General features: G+C 62.0%; 17 protein-coding genes. 14 read left to right on the forward strand and 3 right to left on the reverse strand.

Annotation, left to right across the window (positions count from 1 at the left end; genetic code table 11):
• Positions 1-74 precede the first annotated feature (74 nt).
• Genes AC1DQM_RS19070 through AC1DQM_RS19080 form a run of 3 tightly spaced genes read left to right on the forward strand, consistent with a single transcriptional unit; the run spans position 75 to position 4,284 of the window.
• Positions 75-1,613, forward strand: coding sequence for an MFS transporter (locus tag AC1DQM_RS19070; protein ID WP_477746686.1), 1,539 nt, complete (start codon positions 75-77; stop codon positions 1,611-1,613).
• A gap of 26 nt (positions 1,614-1,639) precedes the next feature.
• The gene (locus AC1DQM_RS19075; RefSeq protein WP_019651581.1) at positions 1,640-2,710 is read left to right on the forward strand and encodes an HlyD family secretion protein; all 1,071 of its coding nucleotides are present in this window, start codon (positions 1,640-1,642) and stop codon (positions 2,708-2,710) included.
• Positions 2,707-4,284 carry an efflux transporter outer membrane subunit gene (locus AC1DQM_RS19080; RefSeq protein WP_477746687.1) on the forward strand — a complete coding sequence of 526 codons (1,578 nt, stop codon included), beginning with the start codon at positions 2,707-2,709 and terminating at the stop codon, positions 4,282-4,284. Before AC1DQM_RS19075 ends, AC1DQM_RS19080 begins: the two co-directional genes overlap by 4 nt.
• Here the strand turns inward: AC1DQM_RS19080 and AC1DQM_RS19085 are convergent.
• Positions 4,265-4,954 carry an NYN domain-containing protein gene (locus AC1DQM_RS19085; protein WP_477746688.1) on the reverse strand — a complete coding sequence of 230 codons (690 nt, stop codon included), beginning with the start codon at positions 4,952-4,954 and terminating at the stop codon, positions 4,265-4,267. The genes AC1DQM_RS19080 and AC1DQM_RS19085 overlap by 20 nt on opposite strands.
• A gap of 496 nt (positions 4,955-5,450) precedes the next feature.
• Between AC1DQM_RS19085 and AC1DQM_RS19090 the strand changes: the two genes are divergently transcribed.
• From AC1DQM_RS19090 to AC1DQM_RS19105, 4 genes are read left to right on the forward strand one after another with little or no spacing between them, the layout of a single operon-like run.
• Positions 5,451-6,233: an efflux RND transporter periplasmic adaptor subunit gene (locus tag AC1DQM_RS19090; protein WP_018929403.1), complete on the forward strand. Its 783-nt coding sequence runs from the start codon at positions 5,451-5,453 to the stop codon at positions 6,231-6,233.
• On the forward strand, positions 6,230-7,549 hold the full coding sequence (locus AC1DQM_RS19095; protein ID WP_138866595.1) for an efflux RND transporter periplasmic adaptor subunit: 1,320 nt from the start codon (positions 6,230-6,232) through the stop codon (positions 7,547-7,549). The genes AC1DQM_RS19090 and AC1DQM_RS19095 overlap by 4 nt, the downstream gene beginning before the upstream one ends.
• Positions 7,550-9,646: a site-2 protease family protein gene (locus tag AC1DQM_RS19100; protein WP_477746689.1), complete on the forward strand. Its 2,097-nt coding sequence runs from the start codon at positions 7,550-7,552 to the stop codon at positions 9,644-9,646.
• A gap of 11 nt (positions 9,647-9,657) precedes the next feature.
• The gene (locus AC1DQM_RS19105) at positions 9,658-10,155 is read left to right on the forward strand and encodes a GNAT family N-acetyltransferase (RefSeq protein ID WP_477746690.1); all 498 of its coding nucleotides are present in this window, start codon (positions 9,658-9,660) and stop codon (positions 10,153-10,155) included.
• Positions 10,156-10,213: 58 nt separating this feature from the next.
• Here AC1DQM_RS19105 and AC1DQM_RS19110 read toward each other — a convergent pair whose 3' ends face one another.
• Complete coding sequence (locus tag AC1DQM_RS19110) at positions 10,214-10,525, reverse strand: DUF6916 family protein (protein WP_007940987.1); 312 nt, start codon at positions 10,523-10,525, stop codon at positions 10,214-10,216.
• A 56-nt stretch (positions 10,526-10,581) separates the two neighbouring features.
• Complete coding sequence (locus AC1DQM_RS19115; RefSeq protein WP_018929399.1) at positions 10,582-11,169, reverse strand: phage tail protein; 588 nt, start codon at positions 11,167-11,169, stop codon at positions 10,582-10,584.
• A gap of 275 nt (positions 11,170-11,444) precedes the next feature.
• Here AC1DQM_RS19115 and AC1DQM_RS19120 point away from each other — a divergent pair, with 275 nt between their 5' ends.
• From AC1DQM_RS19120 to AC1DQM_RS19150, 7 genes are all read left to right on the forward strand, one after another.
• Positions 11,445-13,016: a glycosyltransferase family 39 protein gene (locus AC1DQM_RS19120; RefSeq protein WP_477746691.1), complete on the forward strand. Its 1,572-nt coding sequence runs from the start codon at positions 11,445-11,447 to the stop codon at positions 13,014-13,016.
• A gap of 151 nt (positions 13,017-13,167) precedes the next feature.
• Positions 13,168-14,013, forward strand: a complete 846-nt coding sequence (locus AC1DQM_RS19125) for a sulfotransferase family protein (RefSeq protein ID WP_018929397.1) — start codon at positions 13,168-13,170, stop codon at positions 14,011-14,013.
• A 50-nt stretch (positions 14,014-14,063) separates the two neighbouring features.
• Complete coding sequence (locus AC1DQM_RS19130; protein ID WP_477746692.1) at positions 14,064-21,932, forward strand: Ig-like domain-containing protein; 7,869 nt, start codon at positions 14,064-14,066, stop codon at positions 21,930-21,932.
• Positions 21,933-21,973: 41 nt separating this feature from the next.
• Entirely contained in the window at positions 21,974-23,488 is a 1,515-nt protein-coding gene (locus tag AC1DQM_RS19135) for a TolC family protein (protein ID WP_026286665.1), read from the forward strand.
• Positions 23,472-24,077 carry an adenylyl-sulfate kinase gene (cysC, locus tag AC1DQM_RS19140; RefSeq protein ID WP_018929393.1) on the forward strand — a complete coding sequence of 202 codons (606 nt, stop codon included), beginning with the start codon at positions 23,472-23,474 and terminating at the stop codon, positions 24,075-24,077. Before AC1DQM_RS19135 ends, cysC begins: the two co-directional genes overlap by 17 nt.
• Positions 24,074-24,859 (forward strand): aspartyl/asparaginyl beta-hydroxylase domain-containing protein, encoded by a 786-nt coding sequence (locus AC1DQM_RS19145; protein ID WP_477746693.1) that lies wholly within the window; start codon positions 24,074-24,076, stop codon positions 24,857-24,859. The genes cysC and AC1DQM_RS19145 overlap by 4 nt, the downstream gene beginning before the upstream one ends.
• The gene (locus tag AC1DQM_RS19150; RefSeq protein WP_477746694.1) at positions 24,847-25,791 is read left to right on the forward strand and encodes a sulfotransferase family protein; all 945 of its coding nucleotides are present in this window, start codon (positions 24,847-24,849) and stop codon (positions 25,789-25,791) included. Before AC1DQM_RS19145 ends, AC1DQM_RS19150 begins: the two co-directional genes overlap by 13 nt.
• The last annotated feature ends 45 nt before the right edge of the window (positions 25,792-25,836 follow it).

Genomic DNA, 25,836 nt, shown 5'->3' on the forward strand with positions numbered 1-25,836 from the left:
CCAATAAGTCAATTTTCGTAAGGCATCGCACTTCCTAAAATGCTTCGGTATTCCCCTTCCGGAGCGTGCAGTACATGACTTCCCTCCCGGTCGCGGCGCCTCTCGCTGCGACTACTCCAGCGACCGCCGTCGCACCGCCGGTCTTCGGCCCGCGAATCATCATCGGCCTGGTGGGTGTGTTGCTGGCGGTGTTGGTGTCAGGCCTGAACGAGATGGTGACCAAGGTCGCCCTGGCCGACATTCGCGGTGCGTTGGCCATCGGCTACGACGAAGGCACCTGGCTGGTCGCCAGCTACACCGCGACCTCGGTGGCCGCCATGGCGTTTGCTCCTTGGTGTTCGGTGACGTTCTCGTTGCGGCGTTTCACCTTGTGCGCCATCAGCGTCTTCACTCTGTTGGGCGTGCTGTGCCCGTTTGTCCCGAATTATGAAAGCCTGCTGGTCATGCGCACCCTGCAAGGCCTGGCCGGTGGTGCGTTGCCGCCGATGCTGATGACCGTTGCGCTGCGGTTCCTGCCGGCCAATGTGAAGCTCTATGGTTTGGCCGGTTATGCCCTGACGGCAACCTTCGGCCCTGGTCTCGGCACGCCGCTGGCCGGGTTGTGGACCGAGTACGTCGGCTGGCAATGGACCTTCTGGCAAATCGTCGTGCCGTGCCTGATTGCCATGGCGGCGGTGGCTTACGGTCTACCCCAGGATCCACTGCGCCTGGAGCGCTGCAAGTCATTCAACTGGCGTGGCTTGCTACTGGGGTTTCCGGCGATTTGCATGTTGGTGATCGGCATCCTGCAAGGTAATCGGCTGGACTGGTTCGAGTCGAGTCTGATCTGCGCACTGCTCGGCGGCGGGCTGCTACTGCTGGTGCTGTTCCTGATCAACGAGTGGTCGCAACCGATTCCGTTCTTCAAATTGCAGATGCTCGGCATCCGCAACCTGTCGTTCGCGTTGATGACCCTGGCCGGCGTGCTGGTGGTGTTGCTCGCGGTGGTCATCATTCCCTCCAGTTACCTGGCTCAGGTCCAGGGCTATCGCCCGCTGCAGACGGCGCCAATCATGCTGTTGGCGGCGTTGCCACAGTTGATCGCGCTGCCGTTGGTGGCGGCGCTGTGCAACCTGCGTTGGGTCGATTGCCGCTGGGTGCTGGGGATCGGCCTGAGCATGTTGGCGCTGTCTTGCATCGGCGGCTCGCAGCTGACGTCGGCGTGGATTCGTGACGATTTCTATGTCCTGCAATGGCTGCAGATTTTCGGTCAACCCATGGCCGTGCTGCCGCTATTGATGCTCTCCACCGGCAGCATTACTCCGATGGAAGGACCGTTCGCTTCGGCCTGGTTCAACACGGTCAAAGGCCTGGCGGCAGTGATCGCCACCGGTGTGATCGATGCGCTGACCACCGCAAGGCTGCATTTCCACTCGAGCACGCTGGTGGACAACCTTGGTAACTCGCCTCTGGTTGATAGCGCCAGCGCGAACCTCGCTCACCGTCTGCATCAGCAGGCTGTGGTGCTGACTTCTTCCGATCTTTATCTGTGCATGGCCGGCGTCGCGGTGGCGCTGATCCTGCTGATTTTCTGGCTGCCGACGCGGATTTATCCACCGCGCGCGCCAACTTGAACGCTTCACTGGAACAGAAGGTTTTTATGACGACTCAATCAAAGCAAAAAGTCGCTGTCGGCGTTGCCGCAGCGATGGTGGTCGGCGTGTTGATTTACCTGGTGGCGCCGGGCTTGTTCGGCAAGCGTACACAGCAAAGCACTAATGATGCCTTCGTCTCGGCGGACTTCACCCTGGTGGCGCCGCGTGTGGCGGGATTCATCAAGGAAGTGCTGGTGGAGGACAACCAACAGGTCAAGGCCGGGCAACTGCTGGCGTTGATCGACGACCGCGACCTGCGCGCTGCCGCTGAGGCTGCCGACGCGCAAACCCTGGTGGCCAGGGCGCAGCTGCAAAACGCCCGGGCGACCCTGGAACGCCAGACGTCGGTGATCGCTCAGGCCCAGGCTACGGTGGTTTCGGCGAAGGCGGAGATGGCTTTCGCCGAGCATGAACTGAACCGCTACAACCACCTCGCCGGGGTGGGTGCCGGCACCGTGCAGAATGCCCAGCAGGCGCGCACGCGCATCGATCAGGCCACCGCTCGGTTGGCCAATGCCACAGCGGTGCTGGCGGCGGAACGCAAACAAGTGGAGATCCTGACCGCCCAGCGCGATGCGGCAGAAGGTGGGCTGAAACGCGCACAAGCGGCGCTGGAAATGGCCAGTTATGAACTGTCCTATACGCGCATCGTTGCCCCCCAGGACGGCATGGTCGGCGAGCGCGCGGTGCGGGTCGGCGCCTATGTCACGCCGGGCAGCAAGATTCTGGCCGTGGTGCCGCTGGAACGGGCGTATGTGGTCGCCAATTTTCAGGAAACCCAATTGACCGACGTACAGCCGGGGCAGGACGTGCAGGTGCATGTCGACAGTCTTGGTGGCGAAGCCCTGCAGGGACGCGTCGAGAGCATCGCACCGGCCACCGGCGTGACCTTCGCGTCAGTCAAACCGGACAACGCCACCGGCAATTTCACCAAGGTTGTGCAACGGATTCCGGTGAAAATCATCCTCGATCCAGGCCAGCCATTGGCCGAGCGGTTGCGGGTGGGGATGTCGGTGGAGGCGAGTATTGATACTGCCAGCGCTACGGCCGATGAGCATGAGGTCGCACAACGATGAACTTCGCTAATCACACATCCCCGTGGCGAGGGAGCTTGCCCCCGTTCGAGTGCGCAGCGCTCGCAAATTTCGGGTCCGCTGCGCGGCCCAACGGGGGCAAGCCCCCTCGCCACAGAGCTAGTATTCGCTCTGTCGCTATTGTGTTGAACCTGCTTTCGTTGAGTGCCTGCACCGTCGGACCGGACTTCCAGCGCCCTCAGCCGCAGCAAGTCGCCCTATGGTCGAAACCGGCCAAAGCCGCCGCCAGTCAGGTCGTTCCCAACGAGATGGACGAACGCTGGTGGGAAGTGTTCCACGATCCGAAACTCTCGGCCCTGACCCAACGCGCCCTGACCGACAACCTCGATTTGAAACTCGCCAGCAGCCGCTTGCAACAAAGCCGCGCCGCGCGCCAGGTAATCACCGCCGAGCGCTATCCCAACACTGCCGCCACTAGTAGCTACGGGCGCAAACGCAACAGTGGTGAAGGCCTGAACGATCCGTCGGGCAATAACGGCGACTCGGCGTACAACCTGTGGGATGCAGGCTTTTCCGCCTCCTGGGAACTGGATTTCTGGGGGCGTGTGCGCCGCGAAACCGAAGCCGCCGATGCCACCCTGGAGGTGGCGGAAAACGATCGCCGTGGCGTGCTGCTGTCGGTGCTCGCCGAAACGGCTCAGGACTATATTCAACTGCGCGGTGTGCAAAGCACCCGGACCGTCACCGAGCAGAATCTCGACGTCGCCCGGCATAGTTTGAAACTCTCGCAACTGCGCCTGGCCGACGGTGTAGCGACGGATCTGGACGTCGCCGAAGCCGCCGCGCAAGTCGCGGCCATCGAATCACGTTTACCGGCGCTGGAGCAGCGTCAGTCGCAACTGATCAACGCGCTGAGCCTGTTGATGGGCGAACCGCCGCAAGCGTTGTCCGCCGAGTTATCCACAGACGCCCCGGTACCGCAAACCCCGCGACAGGTCGCCATCGGCTTGCCGTCGCAATTGGCCGAGCGCCGCCCGGATATCCGCCAGGCCGAAGCCCGACTGCATGCCGCGACCGCCAGCATCGGCATGGCCAAGGGTGACTTCTATCCGCGAATCACCCTGTCGGGCAACATCGGTTCGCAAGCCCTGCAACTGAGCGATTTCGGCTCCTGGGGCTCGCGCTCGTTCGGCATCGGTCCGCAATTGAGCCTGCCGCTGTTCGACGGCGGTCGGCTGCGGGGCGTATTGCATCTGCGCGAAGCCCAACAACAGGAAGCCGCGCTGGCCTACCAGCAAACCGTGCTGCGGGCCTGGCATGAAATCGACAATCAACTCACCGCCTACAACGCCAGCCAATTGCGCCGCGACAGCCTCGCCGAAGCCGTGCGCCAGAACCAGATCGCCCTGCGTACCGCGCAACAGCAGTACGTCGAAGGTGTGGTGGATTTCGTCAACGTCCTGACCGTGCAAGGCGAATTACTGGCGACCCAGCAGCAGTGGGTCGAAAGCTCGACCGGGGTGTCGTTGGCGATGGTGGGGTTGTACAAGGCGTTGGGTGGGGGATGGGAGTCGGTGTATCCGGTGGCAGGGGCCGTTACCAATAATCCGGCTTGATCGCGGGTGCCTTATGAGTAGCCACACGAACTGGAAACTGGTGCGACTGCAGCTCTTCTGAGGTTACGACACGTCGCATCCAGTGTGAGTGCTCCTTTAAAGAGCCTGGTGATGGACGGTTTAACTCGGCTCGATGAGGAAGAATGACTCCAACTCTTATGTCTGGGAAATCTTCTCGAATTGCTCTCAGGGCTGGAGTCATATCGGTGTCGCTGGATACCAGGACTAGCTGTTCGATTTGCTCATGGAAATGGAGCTTGGCCTGCCTTGCCGCAGTGCGATACATGCTGATTGCGATGTGGACATCCGTTTCTTTTTCTTCAGGCTTCCAGATGTCGATCTTGTCTTGGCGAGAGGCGGCGGTCTTTCTGTCAATGAAGCGAGGTGCTTTAGCTGGCTCAAGTTTATGGCGACCATAGTGAACGGCAACATTAGTCGCTTTTAAAGCACGCACATAGGTGTCTTGAGCTTCTTTGGACACTCTGCCGCGAGTGGCAAGTTCTGGTTTGACAGATGAGGTGAAGTAATCAACCGAGATGAGTGAATTTTGTGGGTTCTCGATGTGGGCGACATGGCCCAGCAAGCCTTTCAGATTGAGCCATTTGTATGGGGTACCCGCGAGCAATCCATAGAACACGTTGTAGCCATCAACAAAGAAAGCGGTACGCACAAACTCAATCCTCAGAAACGAAAAAACCGGCCTAGGCCGGTTTCTTCACCACCAACTGCCAGTGAACTTAATCTCTGCGTACGGGGTTCAGTAAGACGATCCTAAGTCGAGTTAGCGATGACGTCAACCGTTGACTGACCAAGGCATCACTCGGAGGGACATCCCCAGCGCCGGCAAGCCAGTTTTGTGCATTTGTCTGGTTGATGGTCAAGCCATTCCTGGACCCATCTATTAATGATTGTTACGGCGGAAAGGGTAGATGTGCTGTTGCGTTTGTAGGGGATGAAGTGTCTATTGCCGATTTCGTTTTTGATCGAATGGTCGTTCCTGATTTCTTGTGGGATTTATTACCGATACTCATCGAGCTCGGAAATCAACGACCGCTCTGAAAATTTTGTCCTTTTTGAAACATTACATTTCCAACCAATGATGGCTATCTGCTTGACGCGCCCCCCCGCTGTCGTAGACTCCGCTCATCCGTCAGGGAGTTACGGTTATGCGGCGTTTTCGTGTTTGGGTTGCGGGATTAACCTTTGTAACGTGCGTAGTACAGGCGCAAACGCCTGCGCCAGACGATCCGTTGTTGGAAAGCAACGCGGTCGGCGGTAACGCGTCAGCCAGCAGTGAGGCCCGTGGTGTGTTGCGAGCCCGGGATCAGGCGGTGCTCGCCAGTGAGTTGTCCGGGCGGATTGTCGAGTTGCCGTTCAGTGAGGGCGAGTCGTTCAAAAAGGGCGACACCCTGGCGCGGTTTGACTGCTCGGCTTATCAGGCTCAGCTCAACGCGGCACAGGCCGCCAATCGTGGCGCCGGTGAGGAGCTGGCCCATAATCGGCAACTGGCGGCGTTGAATTCGGTGGGGCGCTTTGAAGTGGCGCGGGCCGAGGCCAAGGTCAGCGAAACCCAGGCGCAATCTCAGGTTTATCAGGTTCAGGTCAAGCGCTGCAGCGTGGTCGCGCCGTTCGATGGCCAGGTCGTCGAGCGCAAGGTCAAGCGCTACGAAAGCGTTGCCGCCGGTGCGCCGTTGCTGGATGTGGTCGATAACCGCACCCTGGAAATTCACCTGTTGGTGCCGTCACGCTGGATGGGCAAGCTCAAGCCCGGCCAGACGTTCAGTTTTGTCCCCGATGAAACCGGTCAGCCGCTGGATGCCACGGTCAAGCGCCTCGGCGCGCGGATCGACGAAGGCAGCCAGACCTTGCTGCTGGTGGCGACACTGCCCAACGCCAGCGGCCTGTTGGCCGGCATGAGCGGAACGGCGCGTTTCGCGGAGCTCAAGTGAACGCCCCGGTAACGGGCGGCGCCGAGCAGGTGTTCGCCAGGTTTCTCGACCTCGAACGCCAGACCCGCGCCGCGCGCAATCCTTCGCAACTGGCTTACAGCCTGGTCAATGACGGCCAGGCGCTGTTCGGTTTTCGCCATGCCGCGTTGTTGATCGCCGGCAAGGTGCAGGCGGTGACCGGTGTCAGTGCGGTGGAGCCGAATGCACCGTTCGTGGCGTTTGTCGAGCAAGCGGTCGCGCAGCTGTTCAAGCTCGAGGTGCTGAAACAGGCACGGGTGATCGCGCCCGATCTGCTCAGTGAATCGATTCAGGCCGATTGGCAAAGTCTGTCGGCCGCTCAGGTGTTCTGGTTGCCACTGATTGATCATCAGGGCGAGATCTTCGGCGGGCTGTGGCTGGCGCGGGATGTGCCGTGGAACCCTGCCGAGCAGGTGCTGTTGTCGCAACTGGGCGACACCTACAGCCATGCCTGGCTGGCGCTGCAACCGCGCAAACCCTGGCGACTGCGCTGGACGCGCAAGCGTCAGGTGGCACTGGTCGCCGTGTTGTTGCTCGGGTTACTGATTCCGGTGCGCCAATCGGTGTTGGCGCCGGCTGAGGTCGTCCCGTTGGGCGGTCGGGTGGTCGCGGCGCCGCTGGACGGGGTGATCGCCGAGTTCCTGGTCAAACCCAACCAGACGGTGAAGACCGGCGACCTGCTGCTGCGCTTCGAAAGCACCACGCTCAAGGCTCAGGCTGATGTGGCCGAGCGCGCTCTGGGCGTTGCCGAAGCGGAACTCAAGGCCAATTCCCAACGTTCCTTCGCCGATGCCGAATCCAGTTCGAAAATCGATCTGCTGGCCGCACGTGTCGAGCAGAAACGCGCCGAACGGGATTACGCCCGTGAACTGCTCAAACGCAGCGAAGTGCGTGCCGAGCGGGATGGCATCGCGGTGTTCGCCGATGCCGAACGCTGGACCGGTAAACCGGTGCAGACCGGCGAGCGCTTGATGGAACTCGCCGACCCGAATCAGGCCGAGTTGCGCATCGAATTGGCCGTGGGCGATGCGATCGCTCTGGAGCCGGGGGCGCAGGTCGCGCTGTTTCTCGACAGCGATCCACTGCAGCGGCACCAGGCCAGGCTCGAACGTTCGGCCTATGAAGCGCAGCCAACAGCTGGCGGGCAACTGGCTTATCGACTGGATGCGACATTCGACGGCGCACCGCCGCGCATTGGCTTGCGTGGCACGGCGAAAGTCTTCGGTGACCGTGCGCCGCTGGCGCTGTACCTGTTGCGTCGACCGCTGGCCGGGTTGCGTCAGAGCGTAGGCCTTTAGATGAGCCTGCCGAGCCTGCGGGCAGACCTGCAATTGTCGACGGCGGCGCCGGCCCTCGACGGGTCACCGTGCTGGACCCTGGCCGACCCGGTGCGTGGACGTTATTTCAAACTCGGCGCGGCGGCGATGCGCTTGCTGCGTCATTGGTCCCTGGGTGATCCCGAGCAGGTGCTGCGTGCCGCCAACCGCGAGCCAGGGCTGCCGCTGGACGGCGCGGCGCTTGAGCAATTGCTGGAATTTTTGCGCGGCCACGACCTGATCAGCGCCCTCGACCCATCGCAGCGCGCCAGTTACAGCCTGAAGGCCGCGGCTCAGCGCCAGAGCCTGTGGAAAATCCTGCTGCATCAATACCTGTTTTTCCGGATTCCGCTGTGGCGTCCGGACGCCTTTCTCAATCGCGTCTGGCCGTGGCTGGAGCGTTTCGGCCCGCGCGCATTGCGCTACGGATTGCCCGCGACGCTGGGGCTCGGGGTGTTTCTGGTGTCGCGGGACTGGCAGCGATTCATCGCCACCTTTCCGCACCTGTTCAGCCTCGGTGGCGCGCTGGCGTTCGCGGTGGCGCTGTTTTTCGCCAAGCTGTGCCACGAGTTCGGCCACGCCTTCATGGCCAAGCGCGCCGGTTGTCGGGTGCAGAGCATGGGCGTGGCGTTCATGGTGCTGCTGCCGATGTTCTACACGGACGTCAGCGACGCCTGGCGGGTCAACGATAGACGTGCGCGTTTGCTGATCGGCGCCGGCGGGGTGCTGGCGGAACTGGTGCTGGCCTGTATCGCGCTGCTCGCCTGGTCACTGCTGCCCGATGGCCCCGGGCGCACGGCGGCGTTCATGCTCGCCAGTGCGACCTGGATTACTACGCTGGTGATCAACCTCAACCCGTTCATGCGTTTCGACGGCTACTTCTTGCTCAGCGACTTCTGGGAAGTGGACAACCTTCAGGGACGTGCCTTTGCCTTGTGTCGCTGGCGATTGCGCGAGTTCCTGTTCGGCTACGCTGCCCCGGCGCCGGAGCCGTGGGCGCCGAGGATGCAGCGGCGGTTGTTGATCTGGGGATACGGCTCGTGGCTATGGCGCGCGGCGTTGTTTTTCGGGATTGCGCTGGCGGTTTATCACCTGTTCTTCAAGGTATTGGGGATCTTCCTGATGCTGGTGGAGCTGGTGTGGTTCATCTTCCTGCCGATCCTGAGCGAGTGGCGGCAATGGTGGAGTCGTCGCGAACAGGCGCATACGCCTCGGGTACTGCTCAGCAGCCTGACATTGCTCGGGCTGTTGTTGCTGCTGGTGCTGCCGTGGCGCAGCGCGGTGGAGCTGCCGACGATGCTGGAGGCGGGACACACCAGCGCCTTGCACGCGCCGGTGGCGGCGCGGGTAAAAACGGTGAATGTGCATGACGGCCAGGTTGTCGCCCAGGGCGAGGTGCTGATCGAGCTGGAATCACCGGACCTGGACTCACGCCAGGCCATCGTCCGCCGCGAGATCCAGATTCAGCAGTTGCAGATGCGTCGTCAGGCCAGCCGTAGCGAAACCGCGGCCGACGCCGGAATCGTCGAGCAGCGCCTGGCGGAAGCGGTGGCTGAATACCGCGGCCTGGTCGCCCAGCGTGAGCGACTGCTATTGCGTGCGCCCCACGCCGGCAAGGTGCGCGACCTGTTGCCGCAGTTAACGGTCGGTCGCTGGCTTTCGACTAAAGATCCTTTGGCGCGGGTGGTCGAAGACGGCGCGCGGTTGCGCGGTTATCTGGCTGAAGCCGAGCTCTGGCGTGTTGCTTCGGGTGCTCGCGGGCGGTTCATCGCCGATGACCCGATGCACCCAGCGATTGCCGTGCAATTAAGCGAAATCGATACCAACGGCGCGGCCTATGTCGATCAAGAGGCGCTGACTTCCGATCATCACGGGCCGATTGCCGTACGCCGGGATGAGCATCAGCGCGCCGAGCCGGTGCAGGCGCAGTATGGCGCTCGGTTGAGCGTCCTCGAAGAGACGCCGACGCCGGTGCAACCTTTGCGCGGCATTGTGGTGTTGCAGGGCAGCGGCGAATCGTTGTTGGGCGTTGCCTGGCGGCGCATGGCAGCCCTGGGGGTCAGGGAAAGCGGTTTCTAGGGAGAACAGCGATGACGAACAGCGATTCAGTGGCAGCGGACGGCCTGGTGGTCAGGCCTTCGCGCACCAGCGATGGACCTTTTCTGCATAGCCTTTACCAGGCGGCGCGGCCGGATCTGCAATGGATCGACGGCGAGCAGGAAGTGGTTCAACAGGTGGTTGCCCAGCAATTCACCGTGCAGGAACAAGGACTGGGGGAAAACTTTCCCAACGCCATGCATTACGTGATCGAGAAACTCGACACAGCCATCGGCGCGTTGACCACCGACTTCGGTCCCAATGAAATTCGCGTGCTGTACCTGGCGTTCATCCCCCAGGCTCGAGGCCGGGGTTACGGGCGGACGGTGCTGCAAGGCGTGCAAAAAGCCGCGCAACAAATCCGCTGCCCGGTGGCGACGGTGGTCTGGGCCAACAATCCCCATGCGCGCCAGCATTACCTGGCGCTGGGGTTTCAGGTTGAAGAGCGCAACCCGGCGGCGGAGCGGTTGGTGTGGTACCCGCAGGGTTAAGAGCAATACAAAAAAGTGTGGTGAGGGGCTCACCACATAAGCCCGCTCCCACAAAGTCTCAGTTGAAGGCGATGTAGAAATAACCCACGTCGGGATCCCGCCCCATGGTCGGTACTCGCGAGACGAAAATATTTTCCACCTGGCCCAGTTCCGGCAACTCCAGCGCACACAAGCCATCGACAAAGTCGGTGGGTTGCAGGCTGTTGAGCTCGACGCTGAACGGCATGCGCTCGCTTTTGGGCATCTGTGAATGGGGCGTTTCTTTAAGGGTGTCGATATGGATCGGCAATTCACTGCCATCGGGCAGCCGCAGCGTCCCGGTCTTGCCCAGCAGTGCCTGAAAGTGTTGGCTTTGAACCTGTTGCAGCATGGCATCCCTCCATCAAGCAAAAGTGGCCGGGGGATGTGCATCCCCCGGCCAGACCCTCAGTTACGTGAAGGGAACAATCCGTTCAGGGCGATGCTGAAGTTGAGCACCAGGAACGGGTTCATCACCGTCATGGGCAAACCATTGCCGGCGGACGAGATTTCCCCCGTCACCGTGCTGGTGACACCCTTGAGCGGTACCGCCGCAGCACCTTGCTGATCGGAGTAGATGCTCGCCGAGCCTGGCCCGCCGCCCGAGGCACCGATGTACGAGTTGGTCGCGGTCGGGTTGGTGACCGGGTTGCTCGCCGGGCTGGCCAGTTGCAGGGTGGTGGTGGCCGTGAGCCCGGACAGGGCGTGGGTGTGGTTGGGCAGGTTATTGATGGTCGCGGTGACGTTTTCGGTCCCGGAGACCTCGCCGATGACACGCGGGGTCAGGCCCAGGCCGTTGCCCTGGGCAATCGGCATGCGCCCCTGCAGGTTGGGCAGCATGAAATTGGTAGTGCCATTGCCTCCATAGTAGGTTCCCAGCAGTGAGAACAGCGCCTGGTATTGCGAGATCCCCAGCGTCTGGCCATAGCACAGGGCCCAGCCGTTGGGGGCGAAGTTAAAGGCGAAAGGTTGGATAGTGCCCATGAATACTTCCATAGTTCCTCATCCCTCAGGTTAGTGTCTGATATGTCACATCGCAGGCCCGGTTATCCGGGCGGATCGCAGTGATCAGCCGACTCCGTTCATCTCCGTGGCTGGGTCACGCCACGCCAAAGCGTAGACGCTGATCGGAATGATTGCCGGACGTCGTCCGTCGTAAAGCCAGCATCGACGACGGGCCTGAGCCTGTCCTACAGTGCTTGAGAAAATTGCGTATTCACTGGTCGAAGTTCATTAGGTCGAGGCACATCAGGTTGAAACAAGGGGAGGCAATGGAGGCGCGCAGAGAAACACCGCTGGGTGACACTCAGGATCCGCACGCGACACCGGGCTCATGGGCGGCTGCCCGTCGCTTATTGCGGTGGGCGCGGGAGCACTGGCTGCTGCCGATCCTGGCATTGGCTGCGCTGGTGCGTTTTTACGACCTGACGGCGGCGGCGATCTGGGGTGACGAAGGGTCCAGCCTGTTGTTGAGCCAGTACTCTCTGGCCGGGATCTGGGAACATGCAGCCCATGATGTGCATCCGCCGCTGTATTTCATGCTGCTGCACGGCTGGATCGGGCTGTTCGGCGACGGCATTTTTTCGATTCGTTGCCTGAGCGCGCTGCCGGGGATTGCTACGGTCGGGCTCGGTGTCTGGCTGGTGGACCTGCTCGCGACCCGCCGCGCCGCGTTGCTGGCCGGGGTTCTGCTGGCGCTGTTGCCCACGGCGGTGCGGTATAGCCAGGAAGTGCGGATGTATTCGCTGTTGGGGATGTGGCTGATCGGCGCCACGATCGCCCTGGTGTACTGGATAAAACGGCCACAACGCACGCGCTATCTGGTGATCTACACCCTGCTGATGACAGCGGCGTTCTACACCCATTACTTCACCGCGCTGTGCGTGCTGTGTCACTGGTTGTATCTGGGCCTGATCCGTGTGCAGCCAGGGTATCGACTGCGGCACATTCAGCGCTCGGGCTGGTGGCTGGCCAATGTGGCCATCGTGCTGTTGTACTTGCCGTGGGTGCCCAGCCTGATCGATCTGATCCAGCACTTGGATCTGCTCAAGGCCAATGGTGATGTGGGATGGGAGCCCCCCGTCATGCTCGACTCATTGCCGTCGATGATCTGGTCGCTCCTGATCCAGGACGATGGCGAGAACCTGCCCACGCTGATTTTTATCGCGCTGCCACTGGCATTGGTGGCCCTGGCGGGCGTGGCGCTGGCCCGCGACCGCAGTGTGTTCCGTGGCAGTGCGCTGGCGGTGATCTACACCGCAGTCCCGTTATTGCTGGTGTTTGCGGTGTCGTTCATCTCGCCGGTGTTCATCGAGCGTTACCTGACCGCTTACGCCTTGGGTCTGCCGATGGTTGTCGCGCTGGCCGTCGATCGCTTGTACGCAGACTTCAAGGTCTTGGCACTGGCCGTGCTGCTGCTGTTTGTCGGTGTCGAGCTGGTGGGGGTGAAGAACAATGCCACGGTGGATACTGAGGATCAGATCAGCGTCATGGCCAAACACGTGAACCAGCACTTCATGCCCGGCGACCGAATCGTCACCAGTGACATGCTCTGGTACCTGAGTTACGTCTATTACAACCAGACCAACGCCAAACCGATGCTGTACACGCCACCATTGGCTGATGGCCGGTCGAGCCGGCCGAACGCCTACGGTTTCGGTACGCTGGTGACCAATGACATCTACCTGGATAGCCTCGATGCCTTGCCCAAAGGCACTGGTCGGGTATGGCTGGTCGGTACCCTCGAGGGGGCGGACGAGTTCGCTCCATTGCCCGCGGGCTGGCAACGCGTCGACGAAGCCCGGGGGGGAGGCGCCGTGGCACGCTTGTACGTGCTGAAGTAATCCGTGGTTTCAGGGCTTAAACGATTCAACTTTTAAACGGTTATATAAATTGCGTTTTCCAGTCGATTTAGCTCCAATTTGATATCAAAACACCACTAGCTGTAAGGCCATTCATGGTCTACGCTCCGTCGTACAAAGGACTGAATGACGGGTGAATGGATTGCAGCAGTTCCACTTTATCTCCGGCTTGCCGCGCTCGGGCTCGACCCTGCTTTCTGCCATTCTTTTGCAGAATCCGCGTTTCCATGCCGGCATGACCAGCCCCGTGGGCGCACTCTTTTCCGGCGTTCTGGAGCAATGCAGCGCCGGCAGCGAATTCGGCGCGGTGATCGACACCGACCTGCGTCGCCGCCTGTTGCGTGGTCTGTTCGATTCTTACTACGCCGACAAGGCCGACAAACCGGTGGTGTTCGACACCAACCGCTTGTGGAGTTCGCGCCTGCCGGCGATCAGCGATCTGTTCCCTCAAGCCAAGATCATTGCCTGTGTGCGCAATGTCGCCTGGGTCATGGACAGCATCGAGCGCCTGTACCGCGCCAATCCCTTCGAAAACACCAAGCTGTTCGGCGATGCGGTTGAGCGCAACACGGTCTACAGCCGCTGCGAAACCCTGGCCCAACGCAATCGGTTGGTGGGGTTTTCCTGGGCCGCCCTCAAGGAAGCCTATTACGGCGAACACGCCGACTCACTGCTGATCATCGATTACGACCTGCTGAGCCAGGCGCCAGAGCGGGTGATGCGGCTGGTTTACGACTTCATCGGTGAACCCTGGTTCGAACATGATTTCGATCATTTGGCCTACGACGCGCCGGAATTCGACCAAGCCCTTGGCCTCTCGGGGCTGCACAAGGTGAAGGCCAAGGTTCAATTGCAGTCCAGGCGCACGATCCTGCCGCCGGATTTGTTCAAGCAATACGCCGAGTTGTCCTTTTGGCTCGATGGCTCAGCCAGCGCCGCCAATGTCATTCGTATGAAAGCCGACGCCGCGATCAGTTGATCGCGGCGTTTTCATTGGTCTGTCAAAAAGTTCGAGTCCGGGTGAGCAGCATGTGGTGGAGCAAAGGCAAGTCGCGGGTTACCGAAGGCGCACGAGCGCTGGCCACGCCAATGATCATGTCCCTGGAGCCGCGCATGCTGTTCGACGGCGCGGTGGCCGCCACAGTGGCCGATACTGCCCAGGCTGACACCCATACCACGGCCGACGCGGTCAAGGCACCGACTGCCGACAAGTCGGTCGCCAGCAAGGACACCCACGGCCAGGCCGATGCCACGCCAACCCCGACACCTGTCGCGGTGCCAGGGCAAAGCGTGGTGTTCGTCGATTCGCGGGTCAAGGACGCCAACAGCCTGCTTAAAGGCGTCGCGCCGGGCACTCAGGTGGTCCAGCTGGACGCGGGCAAGGACGGCTTGCAGCAGATTGCCGACTACCTCGATACCCATCAGGGCATCAGTTCGGTGCAGATCATCGCCCACGGCAACGCAGGCGATCTGTGGCTGGGTAATAGTTATCTGTCGGCCGATAACGTCGCGGCGCGCAGCGCCGTGCTGGCGGAAATCGGCAAGGACATGAACGTCGGCGGCGACATCTTGATCTACGGCTGCTACACCGCCGAAGGCGAGCGCGGCTTGAGTTTCGTCGACTCGCTGGCGCAACTGACCGGCCGTGATATCGCCGCTTCCAGCAACCGCACCGGGGTCGGTGGCGACTGGAATCTGGAAATTGCCACCGGCAACATCGAAAGCGCCAACGTACTCTCGACCAAGGCCATGAGCGAGTATCAGTGGGGCCTGGCCACCTGGACCGCCACCAACAACGCCAACACGGGCGTCGGCTCGCTGCGTGCCGCCCTCGCCTCGGCGCAGAACGGCGATATCGTCACCTTCAGCACCGGCATGACGGTGCAGTTGACCTCCGAATTGCTGATCAACAAGAACGTCTACGTTGATGGCGACTTGAACAACGACGGTGTGGCAGATGTGACTCTTGATGGTCAGTACAAGACCCGAGTGGTTGAAGTGGCGTCTGGCAGTACCGTGACGCTCGATGGCCTGGTGATCACCCGTGGCCTGGTGGCGGGCAACGGTGGCAACGGTGGCTACGGCGCCACGGGCGCAATGGCCGGGGGGATTTTCAACGCCGGGAACCTGACCCTGAAAAACGTTACCGTGACCTCCAACGCCGCTTCCGGTGGTGGTGGCGGCGGCGGTGTCACGGGCGCTTTTTACGGCGGTGGCGGCGGCGGTGGTGGCGGTTTGGGCGGCCAGGGCGGCGGGCACGGCGGATCGGCAGGGCCGGGCACCGGCACATTGGGCGGCCAGGCGGGCAGCGGCGGTGTCGGTGGTTATGGCGGCGGCTATGACGCCACCCACATGGGCGGTCGCGGTGGTTCCACCACTGGCGGTGCTGGCGGGGTGGGCGTTTCCTATTACAGCAACGGCGGTAACGGTGCGACGGCCACCAATGGCACGATTTCCATTGGCGGTGGCGGCGGCGGGGCCGGTTGGGACAAGGTAGGTGGTGCTGGCGGCAACGCGGTAGGCGGGATCTACAACGCCAGCAGCGGCACCATAACCGTCATCGGCACGTCGACCATCAGCAACAACATCGGCGCCGGTGGCGGCGGTGGCGGTGGTGGTGGCCAAGGCAGCAATGCCAGTAATGGCGGCATTGGCGGCCGGGGCGTCGGTGCGATCTGGAACAAAGGCACGCTACTGATCACGGCTGCCAACTTCGCGGCCCTGGCCGGTAATGCCGCAGCCAGTGGTGCAGGCGGTACCGCGCAGGGCGGAGGTTCAACCGGCACCTCGCCGACCTCTTTCTCGACTATCTACAACGACGGTGGCGTACTCAACACCGCGTATTCGCCACCGCCGACCGCGACCATTGTGGTCGCCGACACCACACTGAGCATCGGCGAAACGTCCTTGGTGACGATCACCTTTTCCGAGGCCGTGACCGGTTTCACCAACGCGGACCTGACTATCCCCAACGGCACCCTGAGCGCCGTCAGCAGCAGCGATGGCGGCATCACCTGGACGGCAACGTTCACCCCGTCCGCCAGTATTTCCGATACGACCAACGTCATCACCCTGGACAACACCGGCGTGATAAACGGCCTGGGCACCGCCGGCGTCGGCACCACCAACTCCAATAACTACACGGTCGACACCGTACGCCCGACCGCGACCATCGTGGTGGCGGACAATGCGCTGAAAGTCGGCGAAACCTCGCTGGTGACCATCACCTTCAATGAAGCGGTCACCGGTCTCACCAACGCGGACCTGACGATTGCCAACGGTACGCTCACGGCGGTGAGCAGCAGCGATGGCGGCATCACCTGGACGGGAACCTTCACCCCAACCGCCAGCATCACCGATACGACCAACCTGATCACTCTGGACAACACCGGAGTCAGCGACCTGGCGGGCAATGCCGGGAGCGGCACCACCGATTCGAACAACTACGCCATCGATACCGTGCGCCCGACCGCGACCCTGGTGGTGGCCGATACCAGCCTGAGCATTGGTGAAACCTCGCTGGTGACCATTACCTTCAGTGAAGCAGTCAGCGGTTTCACCAACGCCGACCTGACGATTGCCAACGGTACGCTTACGGCAGTGAGCAGCAGCGATGGCGGCATCACCTGGACCGCGACCTTCACGCCTTCGGCCAGCGTCAATGACACGACCAACCTGATCACCCTGAACAACACAGGGGTCAGCGATTTGGCGGGCAACACCGGGAGCGGCACCACCGATTCGAACAACTATGCCATTGATACGCTCCGTCCGACCGCGACCATCGTGGTGGCGGACAATGCGCTGAAAATCGGCGAAACCTCACTGGTGACGATCACCTTCAGCGAAGCAGTGACCGGGTTCACCAACGCCGACCTGACCATCGCCAACGGTACGCTCACGGCGGTGAGCAGCAGCGACGGCGGCATCACCTGGACGGCGACCTTTACCCCGACCGCCAGTATCAGCGACACGACCAACCTGATCACCCTGGACAACACCGGGGTCATCGATGCTGTCGGCAACGCCGGTAGCGGAACCACCGATTCCAACAACTATGCGATCGACACCGTGCGCCCGACGGCCACTATCGTGGTCGCAGACACGGCGCTGAAAATCGGCGAAACCTCGCTGGTGACCATTACGTTCAGCGAAGCGGTGAGCGGTTTCACCAATGCGGACCTGACCATCGCCAACGGTACGCTCACGGCAGTGAGCAGCAGCGACGGCGGCATCACCTGGACCGCAACCTTCACCCCGAGCGCCAGCATCAACGACACCACCAACCTGATCACCCTGGACAACACCGGGATCAGCGACCTGGCGGGCAACGCCGGCAGCGGCACCACTGACTCGAATAACTACGCCATCGACACCGTGCGCCCGACCGCCACGATTGTGCTGGCCGATACGACGCTGACCGCGGGCGAAACCTCGCTGGTGACCATTACCTTCAGCGAAGCGGTGAGCGGTTTCACCAACGCCGACCTGACCATCGCCAATGGCACGCTGAGCGCGGTGAGCAGCAGCGATGGCGGCATCACCTGGACGGCGACCTTCACGCCTTCGGCGGGCATCAACGACACCACCAACCTGATCACCCTGAACAACACCGGGGTCAGTGATCTGGCGGGCAACACCGGCAGCGGCACCACCAACTCGAACAACTACGTGATCGACACCGCTCCGCCGACCGCGACCATCGTGGTAGCCGACAACGCACTGAAAATCGGCGAAACCTCACTGGTGACCATCACTTTCGATCAGGCCGTGAGCGGTTTCACCAACGCGGACCTGACCATCGCCAACGGCACACTCACGGCGGTGAGCAGCAGCGACGGCGGCATCACCTGGACGGCGACGTTCACCCCGACTGCCAGCATCACCGACTCGACCAACCTGATCACCCTGGACAACACCGGCGTGCAGGCGGCCGCCAGCGGTAACGTAGGCATTGGCACGACCGATTCCAACAACTATGCCATCGACACCGTGCGCCCGACGGCCACCATCGTGGTCGCGGACTCGGCACTGAAAATCGGCGAAACCTCGCTGGTGACCATCAACTTCAGCGAAGCGGTGAGCGGTTTCACCAACGCTGACCTGACCATCGCCAACGGTACGCTCACTGCGGTGAGCAGCAGCGACGGCGGCATCACCTGGACGGCGACCTTCACCCCGAGCGCCAGCATCAACGACACCACCAACCTGATCACCCTAGACAACACCGGGATCAGCGATTTGGCGGGCAACGCCGGCAGCGGCACCACCGATTCCAATAACTACGCCATCGACACGGTACGCCCGACCGCCACGATTGTGCTGGCCGATACAACGCTGACCGCGGGCGAAACCTCGCTGGTGACCATTACCTTCAGCGAAGCGGTGAGCGGTTTCACCAACGCCGACCTGACCATCGCCAACGGTACGCTCACGGCGGTGAGCAGCAGTGACGGCGGCATCACCTGGACCGCGACCTTCACCCCGACCGTCGGTGTGAATGACTCGAGCAACGTCATCACCCTGAACAACACCGGGGTCAGTGATCTGGCGGGCAACACCGGCAGCGGCACCACCAACTCCGGCAACTACACCATCGATACGGTGCTGCCGACGGCGACCATCGTGGTAGCCGACAACGCACTGAAAATCGGTGAAACCTCACTGGTGACGATCACCTTCAGCGAAGCGGTGAGCGGTTTCACCAACGCTGATCTGACCATCGCCAACGGTACGCTCACGGCGGTGAGCAGCAGCGACGGCGGCATCACCTGGACGGCCACGTTCACACCGACCAGCGCCATCACCGACGCGACCAACCTGATCACCCTGGACAACACCGGCGTGCAGGCGGCCGCCTCCGGTAACGTAGGCAGCGGCACCACCGATTCCAACAACTACGCCATCGATACCGTGCGCCCGACGGCCACCATCGTGGTCGCGGACTCGGCGCTGGCGGTGGGTCAGACTTCGGTAGTGACCATCACCTTCTCCGAGGCGGTGACCGGCTTCAGCCTCGCCGACCTGACGGTGAGCAACGGTACCCTGAGCAGTCTGAGCACCAGCGATAACATCACCTACACCGCCACCCTGACACCGGCAGCGAGCATCACCGATGCGACCAACCTGATTACCCTGGACAACACCGGGGTGACCGATGGGGCCGGCAATACTGGAAGCGGCACTACCGACTCCAACAATTACGCCGTCGACAGCCAACGCCCGACGGCCACCATCGTCCTGGCGGACGCCGCCCTGAGTGCCGGAGAAACATCGTTGGTGACGATCACCTTCTCCGAGGTGGTGACCGGTTTCACCAATGCCGACCTGACCATCGCCAACGGTACGCTCACGGCAGTGAGCAGCAGCGATGGCGGCATCACCTGGACCGCGACCTTCACCCCAACCGCCGGCGTGAATGACACGAGCAACGTCATCACCCTGAACAATACCGGTGTGACCGATGTGGCCGGCAACACCGGCAGTGGCACCACCAACTCAGGCAACTACACCATCGATACGGTGCTGCCAACGGCCACCATCGTGGTGGCCGACAACGCGCTGAAAATCGGTGAAACGTCGCTGGTGACCATTACCTTCAGTGAAGCGGTGACCGGTTTCACCAATGCCGACCTGACCATCGCCAACGGTACGCTCACGGCAGTGAGCAGCAGCGATGGCGGCATCACCTGGACGGCCACGTTCACCCCGACCGCCAGCATCACCGACGCGACCAACCTGATCACCCTGGACAACACCGGCGTGCAGGCGGCCGCCTCCGGTAACGTGGGCAGCGGCACCACCGATTCCAACAACTACGCGATCGACACCGTGCGCCCGACGGCTACCATCGTGGTCGCGGACACGGCGCTGCAAATCGGCGAAACCTCGCTGGTGACCATCACCTTCAGCGAAGCGGTGAGCGGTTTCACCAACGCCGACCTGACCATCGCCAACGGTACGCTGAGCGCGGTGAGCAGCAGCGATGGCGGCATCACCTGGACGGCGACCTTCACGCCTTCGGCGGGCATCAACGACACCACTAACCTGATCACCCTGGACAACACCGGGATCAGCGACCTGGCGGGCAACGCCGGCAGCGGCACCACTGATTCCAACAACTACGCCATCGACAGCCAGCGTCCGACGGCCACCATCGTGTTGAATGATTCGACCTTGAAACCGGGGGAAACGGCCCTGGTGACCATCACCTTCAGCGAAGCGGTGACGGGTTTCGACAACAGTGACTTGAGCGTCGCCAACGGTACCTTGAGCGCGGTCAGCAGCAGCGACGGCGGCATCACCTGGACCGCGACCTTCACCCCGACTGCCGGGGTTACCGACGCCAGCAACATCATTACCCTGAACAACAGCGGCGTGTCGGACGTGGCCGGCAACACTGGAGCGGGCACCACCAACTCGGCCAACTATGTGGTGGAAACCCAGGTGCCGACCGCCACCATCGTCGTTGCCGACAGTGCCCTCAAGGCCGGTGAAACCTCGCTGGTGACCATTACCTTCAGCGAAGCGGTGAGCGGTTTCACCAATGCTGACCTGACGGTCGCCAACGGCACCCTCAGCAGTGTTTCTTCCAGCGATGGCGGCGTGACCTGGACGGCGACTTTCACGCCTGCCGCCAGTGTCACGGACACCACTAACCTGATCCGCCTGGACAACAGCGGTGTGACCAACGTGTCGGGCAACAGCGGCGTCGGCGTGACCGACTCCAACAACTACGCCATCGACACCGTGCGTCCAACCGCGACCATTGTGGTCGCGGACAATAAACTGGGTATCGGCGAGACCACCACGGTGACCTTTACCTTCAGCGAAGCGGTGTCCGGTTTCGACCTGTCCGACCTCAGCGTGGCCAATGGCGTGTTGTCCAACCTGGCCAGCAGCGACGGCGGAGTGACCTGGACCGCCACACTCACGCCGACCGCCAGCGTCAACGATGCGACCAACCTGATCCTGCTCGACACCGGCAATGTGCTCGACGCCGCGGGCAATGCCGGCGCCAGCATCGCCATCTCCAACAACTACGCACTTGATGCGACCCGTCCGACCGTCAGCATCGTGGTTGCCAATCCGGTGTTGGGAATTGGCCAGACGACACTGGTGACCTTCACGTTCAGCGAAGCGGTCAGCAACTTCGACTTGTCGGACCTGAGCGTGACCAACGGTGAACTGACCAATCTGGCCAGCAGTGACGGCGGCAAGACCTGGACCGGGACCTTCACGCCCACCGCGAACATTACCGACCCGAGCAACTTCATTGCGCTGGACACCAGCAATGTGACGGACCTGGCGGGCAACCTGGGCGCCAGCGTCGCGGTATCCAATAACTACACAATCGACACCGTACCGACGCCACCCCCCTTGGTGTTGACACCGGTGGTCGTGGCCGATCCGCCGAACGTGCCATTGCAACCGATCATCTTCACCCCACCCACTGGCGATCTCGGCTCGCCACTGACCTTTGCCCCGTTGTTTGAACAACGGGTGATGGGCAATGGCATTCGGCCTCTGGGCGACATTTTCATAAACCACGGGGCGCTGACGCCGAGTTTTATTGCCCAGGTATTCACCAGCAGCGACAACGGCGGCGATGGCTCAGGCCACGGCTTCCTCGGCTTTGGCGGGGGCGATGGCGGGGTCTTCGGCAGCAGCACGCTGTCGAGCTTGTTCAATCAGAACACCAGTAGCGAGGGGGATTCGCTGAACACCTTTGGTAATCAGTCAATCAAAGCGGGGGATGCTTCCCAAGGGCTGCGCGGCGTGTTTGGCGCACCGACTCTAGGCCAGCAATTGCAACAACTCAAAGACACCGAGCAACGGCAGGTCGACAGCCTGGCCGCGGCTTTGCGCCAGGTCGGCATCAGTGAAATGCAGGCCTGAAAAAATCATTAAAGCAGTGCGGCACCGGGGGCAATACAAGGATGAAAAGAAGTCATAAGTTGTTCGGCGCCAGCCTGCTGGCGCTGGCGATCAGCGGATGTGCAGTCACCAGTCAACCGATCGAACGCAGCGTCAGCCAACAGCGCGCCAAAAGCGATCTGCAAAACATGTACAAGGGTCAGGAGCCCCTCAGCGGCCCGCTGACCCTGCACCAGGCCATGGCCCGCGCGGTGAAATACAACCTCGAAGGCCGGCTCAAGATCATGGAAGAAGCCCTGGCCAAGCGCCAACTCGACCTCGCCAGTTTCGACATGCTGCCGCGCATGGCGCTGGATGCCGGTTACGTGGGGCGCAACAACGTCAACGCCTCCAGCAGCCAGAGCGTGCGCACCGGCACCCAGTCTCTGGAACCGTCGACCTCCCAGGACCGCGACCGTGACGTGGCGGACCTGACCATGGTCTGGAACGTGCTCGACTTCGGCGTCAGCTACATCAGCGCCAAGCAGCAGGGCGATCAGCGGCTGATCGTGCAGGAACGTCGGCGCAAGGTGATCAACACCATCGTCCAGGACGTGCGCTCGGCCTATTGGCGAGCCGTGGCCGCCGAACGTTTGCTCAAGCAAATCGACAGCCTGATGGCCCGGGTCGATACCGCCCGTGAGAATAGCCAGAGCATGAGCCAACAGCGTATCGGCGATCCGATCCAGTCGTTGGCTTATCAGCGCTCGCTGATCGAAGCCACCCGGCAACTGGAAGAGCAACGCCGCGCGCTGTCGCTGGCAAAAACCGAGTTGGCGACCCTGATCAACCTGCCACTGAATACCGAGCTGACGCTGGCGACCCAGGACGATTACGACATTCCGGAACTCAAGGTCGACCTCGCCAGCCTGGAGCAGGAAGCCCTGACCAGTCGGCCGGAGTTGCGCGAGCAGGATTACCAGACCCGCATCAGCGCGGCCGAAACCCGCAAAGCCATGCTGCGCCTGTTACCAGGGCTGGAGTTCTCCGCTGGCGGGCATTACGACAGCAACTCGTTTTTGGTGGAACAGAGCTGGGCGGATTACGGGGTGAAAGTCACCTGGAACCTGTTCAATGTGATTTCCGCACCCGCCGCGATCGATGTCGCCAAGGCCGGCGAAGAAGTCGCCGCGGCACGTCGTCAGGCGATGTCCATCGCAGTGTTGGCCCAGCTCTACGTGGCCAACGCCAACTACCGCGAAGCACTGCGGCAGTTCCAGACCAATCAGCAATTGTCGAACATCGACGGGCAAATCATCGGCCAGCTGCGCAACCGCTATCAGGCGGCCGGGCTGGGCGAACTGGATCTGATCCAGGGCGAACTGAACACGTTGCAGGCCGATCTGCGTCGCGACCTGTCCTACGCTGACCTGCGCAACGCTTACGGGCAAATCTTCGCCAGCGCCGGTCTCGATCCGCTGCCGGACGAAGTGCAATCTACCGAAGTCCAGTCCATCGCCACCGCACTGGCTAATCGCGAAGCGGCGTGGGCGGCGGGCGATATCACGGTACCGGTGGCCCATGCCCCGGTCCGCTAACCTGCTGGCGCCGACGGCGAGCATCAGCCGCGCCCAACGGGAGGCCCGCAACGGCCATCGCGGCACGGCGATTCTGCTGACCGGTTTACCGGCCGCGGGCAAGTCGACATTGGCCCAGGCACTGCACGCCGAGCTGTTCGAACATGGCGTGCAGAGTGTGGTGCTCGATGGCGATGGACTGCGGGTCGGGCTCAATCGCGATCTGGGGTTCACCGACAGTGATCGCCTGGAAAACATCCGCCGCGCCAGCGAAGTGGCGGCGCTGTTGGTCGAGAATGGGCAGATTGTCATCCTCGCGATGATTGCGCCCTTGGTGGAGTTGCGCGAACTGTTTGCCCGACGGCTGGGCGAGGATTACCGCGAAGTCTGGTGCAGCGCCTCTTTGACGGTGTGTGAACAGCGTGATCCCAAAGGTCATTACGCCCGGGCTCGACGGGGTGAGTTGGCGGGCTTCACCGGTGTTTCCGCGCCTTACGAACCACCGCCGTGTGCGTCGCTGGTGCTCGATACGGGCGCGCAATCGGTCGAGGCCTGTCTTGACCGTTTGCTGACCTGGCTCGGCGAATGCGCGGTGCTGCCAAAACGATGAGCCGGCCGGCATTCTCCCGATTGCCGGTGACGGTGGATTTGCCGTTGCTGTTGCAGGCGCTGGCGGCGATCGGTGAGGACGACTGGCACGGTCACTTCAACAGCGCTTACTACACCGGCGACTGGAGCGGCGTGGCGCTGATTTCCGCGGCCGATGCCTTGACCGAGCTGGCACCCGGAAGCGGTGAACCTCGATTGCGCGAACCCTGGCGACGGGATGGTCGATGGCAGCAAGGGCTGCGGGATCTGCCGCTGGAGATTGTCTGCGCGCGCCTGTTGCGACTTGGCCCGGGCGGGCGTATCCATGAGCATCGTGACTATGACCTGGGCGAGCCGGATGCGGACTTGCGTCTGCACATCCCGCTGCTCAGCCCCCCTCAAGTGGACTTCATGCTGGACGGCCAGCGCATGCCGATGGCCGCTGGCGAGTGCTGGTACCTCGACCTGGCGCGACCTCATCGCGTGGACAATCGCGATACCCAGACACGGATTCATCTGGTGCTCGATTGCCGGCCCGGTGCCTGGCTGGAGCAGGCGATTATCGATGGGGTGGCAACCACGCCGTCGCCGCTAATCGGTGATCAAGCTTTAGAGCAATTCAAGGCACTGCTGGCCGGCGAACCGCAGCTGTGCAAGACCTTGCAGGGATTGCGGGACAACGAAGCCTTTGTCGCCCGCACTCTGGAGCTGGCCGCCGAGCGCGGCCTTGCGTTTACCCGTGAAGAACTGCGTGCGGCGATGCGCGATGGTCGCCGCCAGTGGACTGAACAATGGAGCGCCTGAACCTCGAAGGCTGGTTGCCGATTCGCGTGTGGCAAGAGGCCGGGCAATGGCAAGTCGACTGGTGCTGGTTCGGTGACACGCGGCTGCATCAGCCGTTTTTTCGTGACGCCGTGGAGGATGCGCTGCAACTGCCGTTCAATCAGGCATTCCGTCGAAAAACGGCATTGTCGACCCTTGCGGACTGGCAGGCTTGCAGTCCCGGCCTGACACCGAGCGCCTTTATCTTTCACGCCTCCCGTTGTGGCTCGACCCTGGTCAGCCAGATGCTGGCGCGACTCGACAACCACATTGTCATCAGCGAACCCCCGCCACTGGACGCGTTGCTACGCAGCGATTTGCCTGCTGTCGAGCGCCGTGTGGCGATCAAAGGGTTACTGTCGGCCTACGGGCAATGTCGACGTGGCGTGGAGCAACGGTTGGTGATCAAACTCGACGCCTGGAACATCGGTGAGCTGCCGTTGCTGTGCGAGTGCTTCCCTGAAACACCGTGGCTGTTTCTTTATCGTGATCCGCTGGAAATTGCTGTCTCGCATCTGCGTCGCCCGGGCGTGCACATGGTGCCGGGGATGATTGGCGCCAGTGTGCTGGATGACGAATTTCCATTCAGCGGCCGTGAGGATTACATCGCTCGGCGGTTGGGGCAGTTGCTGGCGTCGGGGTTGGCGCAATGCCAGGCATTTGGTGGCTGGGCGGTGAATTACAGCGAACTGCCGCAGGCGATGGCGGGGCGGTTGGCGGCGTTCTTTGCGTTGGACATCGAGCAGCGCCGGCAAGTGTTTGCAGCGGTGGGGCAACATGCCAAGCAGCCGTCGCAGGTGTTTGTCGGCGACGGCGATGACAAGCGTCGCGAAGCCTCGGCGTTGCTTCGTGAACGGGTGGAGCGCTGGGCGCGGGAGCCGTATGAGGCGTTGGAACAATTGCGCAAAATATAATCTTTTTGTGGCGAGGGAGCTTGCTCCCGCTGGGGCTGCGTAGCA

It is taken from the genome of Pseudomonas sp. 01L34 (assembly GCF_056400265.1).

What these genes read in the sequence shown, in the direction of transcription:
- AC1DQM_RS19070 (WP_477746686.1), top strand. Translation starts at nt 75, where the DNA reads ATGACTTCCCTCCCGGTCGCGGCGCCTCTCGCTGCGACTACTCCAGCG.
- AC1DQM_RS19075 (WP_019651581.1), top strand. Translation starts at nt 1,640, where the DNA reads ATGACGACTCAATCAAAGCAAAAAGTCGCTGTCGGCGTTGCCGCAGCG.
- AC1DQM_RS19080 (WP_477746687.1), top strand. Translation starts at nt 2,707, where the DNA reads ATGAACTTCGCTAATCACACATCCCCGTGGCGAGGGAGCTTGCCCCCG.
- AC1DQM_RS19090 (WP_018929403.1), top strand. Translation starts at nt 5,451, where the DNA reads ATGCGGCGTTTTCGTGTTTGGGTTGCGGGATTAACCTTTGTAACGTGC.
- AC1DQM_RS19100 (WP_477746689.1), top strand. Translation starts at nt 7,550, where the DNA reads ATGAGCCTGCCGAGCCTGCGGGCAGACCTGCAATTGTCGACGGCGGCG.
- AC1DQM_RS19105 (WP_477746690.1), top strand. Translation starts at nt 9,658, where the DNA reads ATGACGAACAGCGATTCAGTGGCAGCGGACGGCCTGGTGGTCAGGCCT.
- AC1DQM_RS19110 (WP_007940987.1), bottom strand. Translation starts at nt 10,525, where the DNA reads ATGCTGCAACAGGTTCAAAGCCAACACTTTCAGGCACTGCTGGGCAAG.
- AC1DQM_RS19115 (WP_018929399.1), bottom strand. Translation starts at nt 11,169, where the DNA reads ATGGAAGTATTCATGGGCACTATCCAACCTTTCGCCTTTAACTTCGCC.
- AC1DQM_RS19120 (WP_477746691.1), top strand. Translation starts at nt 11,445, where the DNA reads ATGGAGGCGCGCAGAGAAACACCGCTGGGTGACACTCAGGATCCGCAC.
- AC1DQM_RS19130 (WP_477746692.1), top strand. Translation starts at nt 14,064, where the DNA reads ATGTGGTGGAGCAAAGGCAAGTCGCGGGTTACCGAAGGCGCACGAGCG.
- AC1DQM_RS19135 (WP_026286665.1), top strand. Translation starts at nt 21,974, where the DNA reads ATGAAAAGAAGTCATAAGTTGTTCGGCGCCAGCCTGCTGGCGCTGGCG.
- cysC (WP_018929393.1), top strand. Translation starts at nt 23,472, where the DNA reads ATGCCCCGGTCCGCTAACCTGCTGGCGCCGACGGCGAGCATCAGCCGC.
- AC1DQM_RS19145 (WP_477746693.1), top strand. Translation starts at nt 24,074, where the DNA reads ATGAGCCGGCCGGCATTCTCCCGATTGCCGGTGACGGTGGATTTGCCG.
- AC1DQM_RS19150 (WP_477746694.1), top strand. Translation starts at nt 24,847, where the DNA reads ATGGAGCGCCTGAACCTCGAAGGCTGGTTGCCGATTCGCGTGTGGCAA.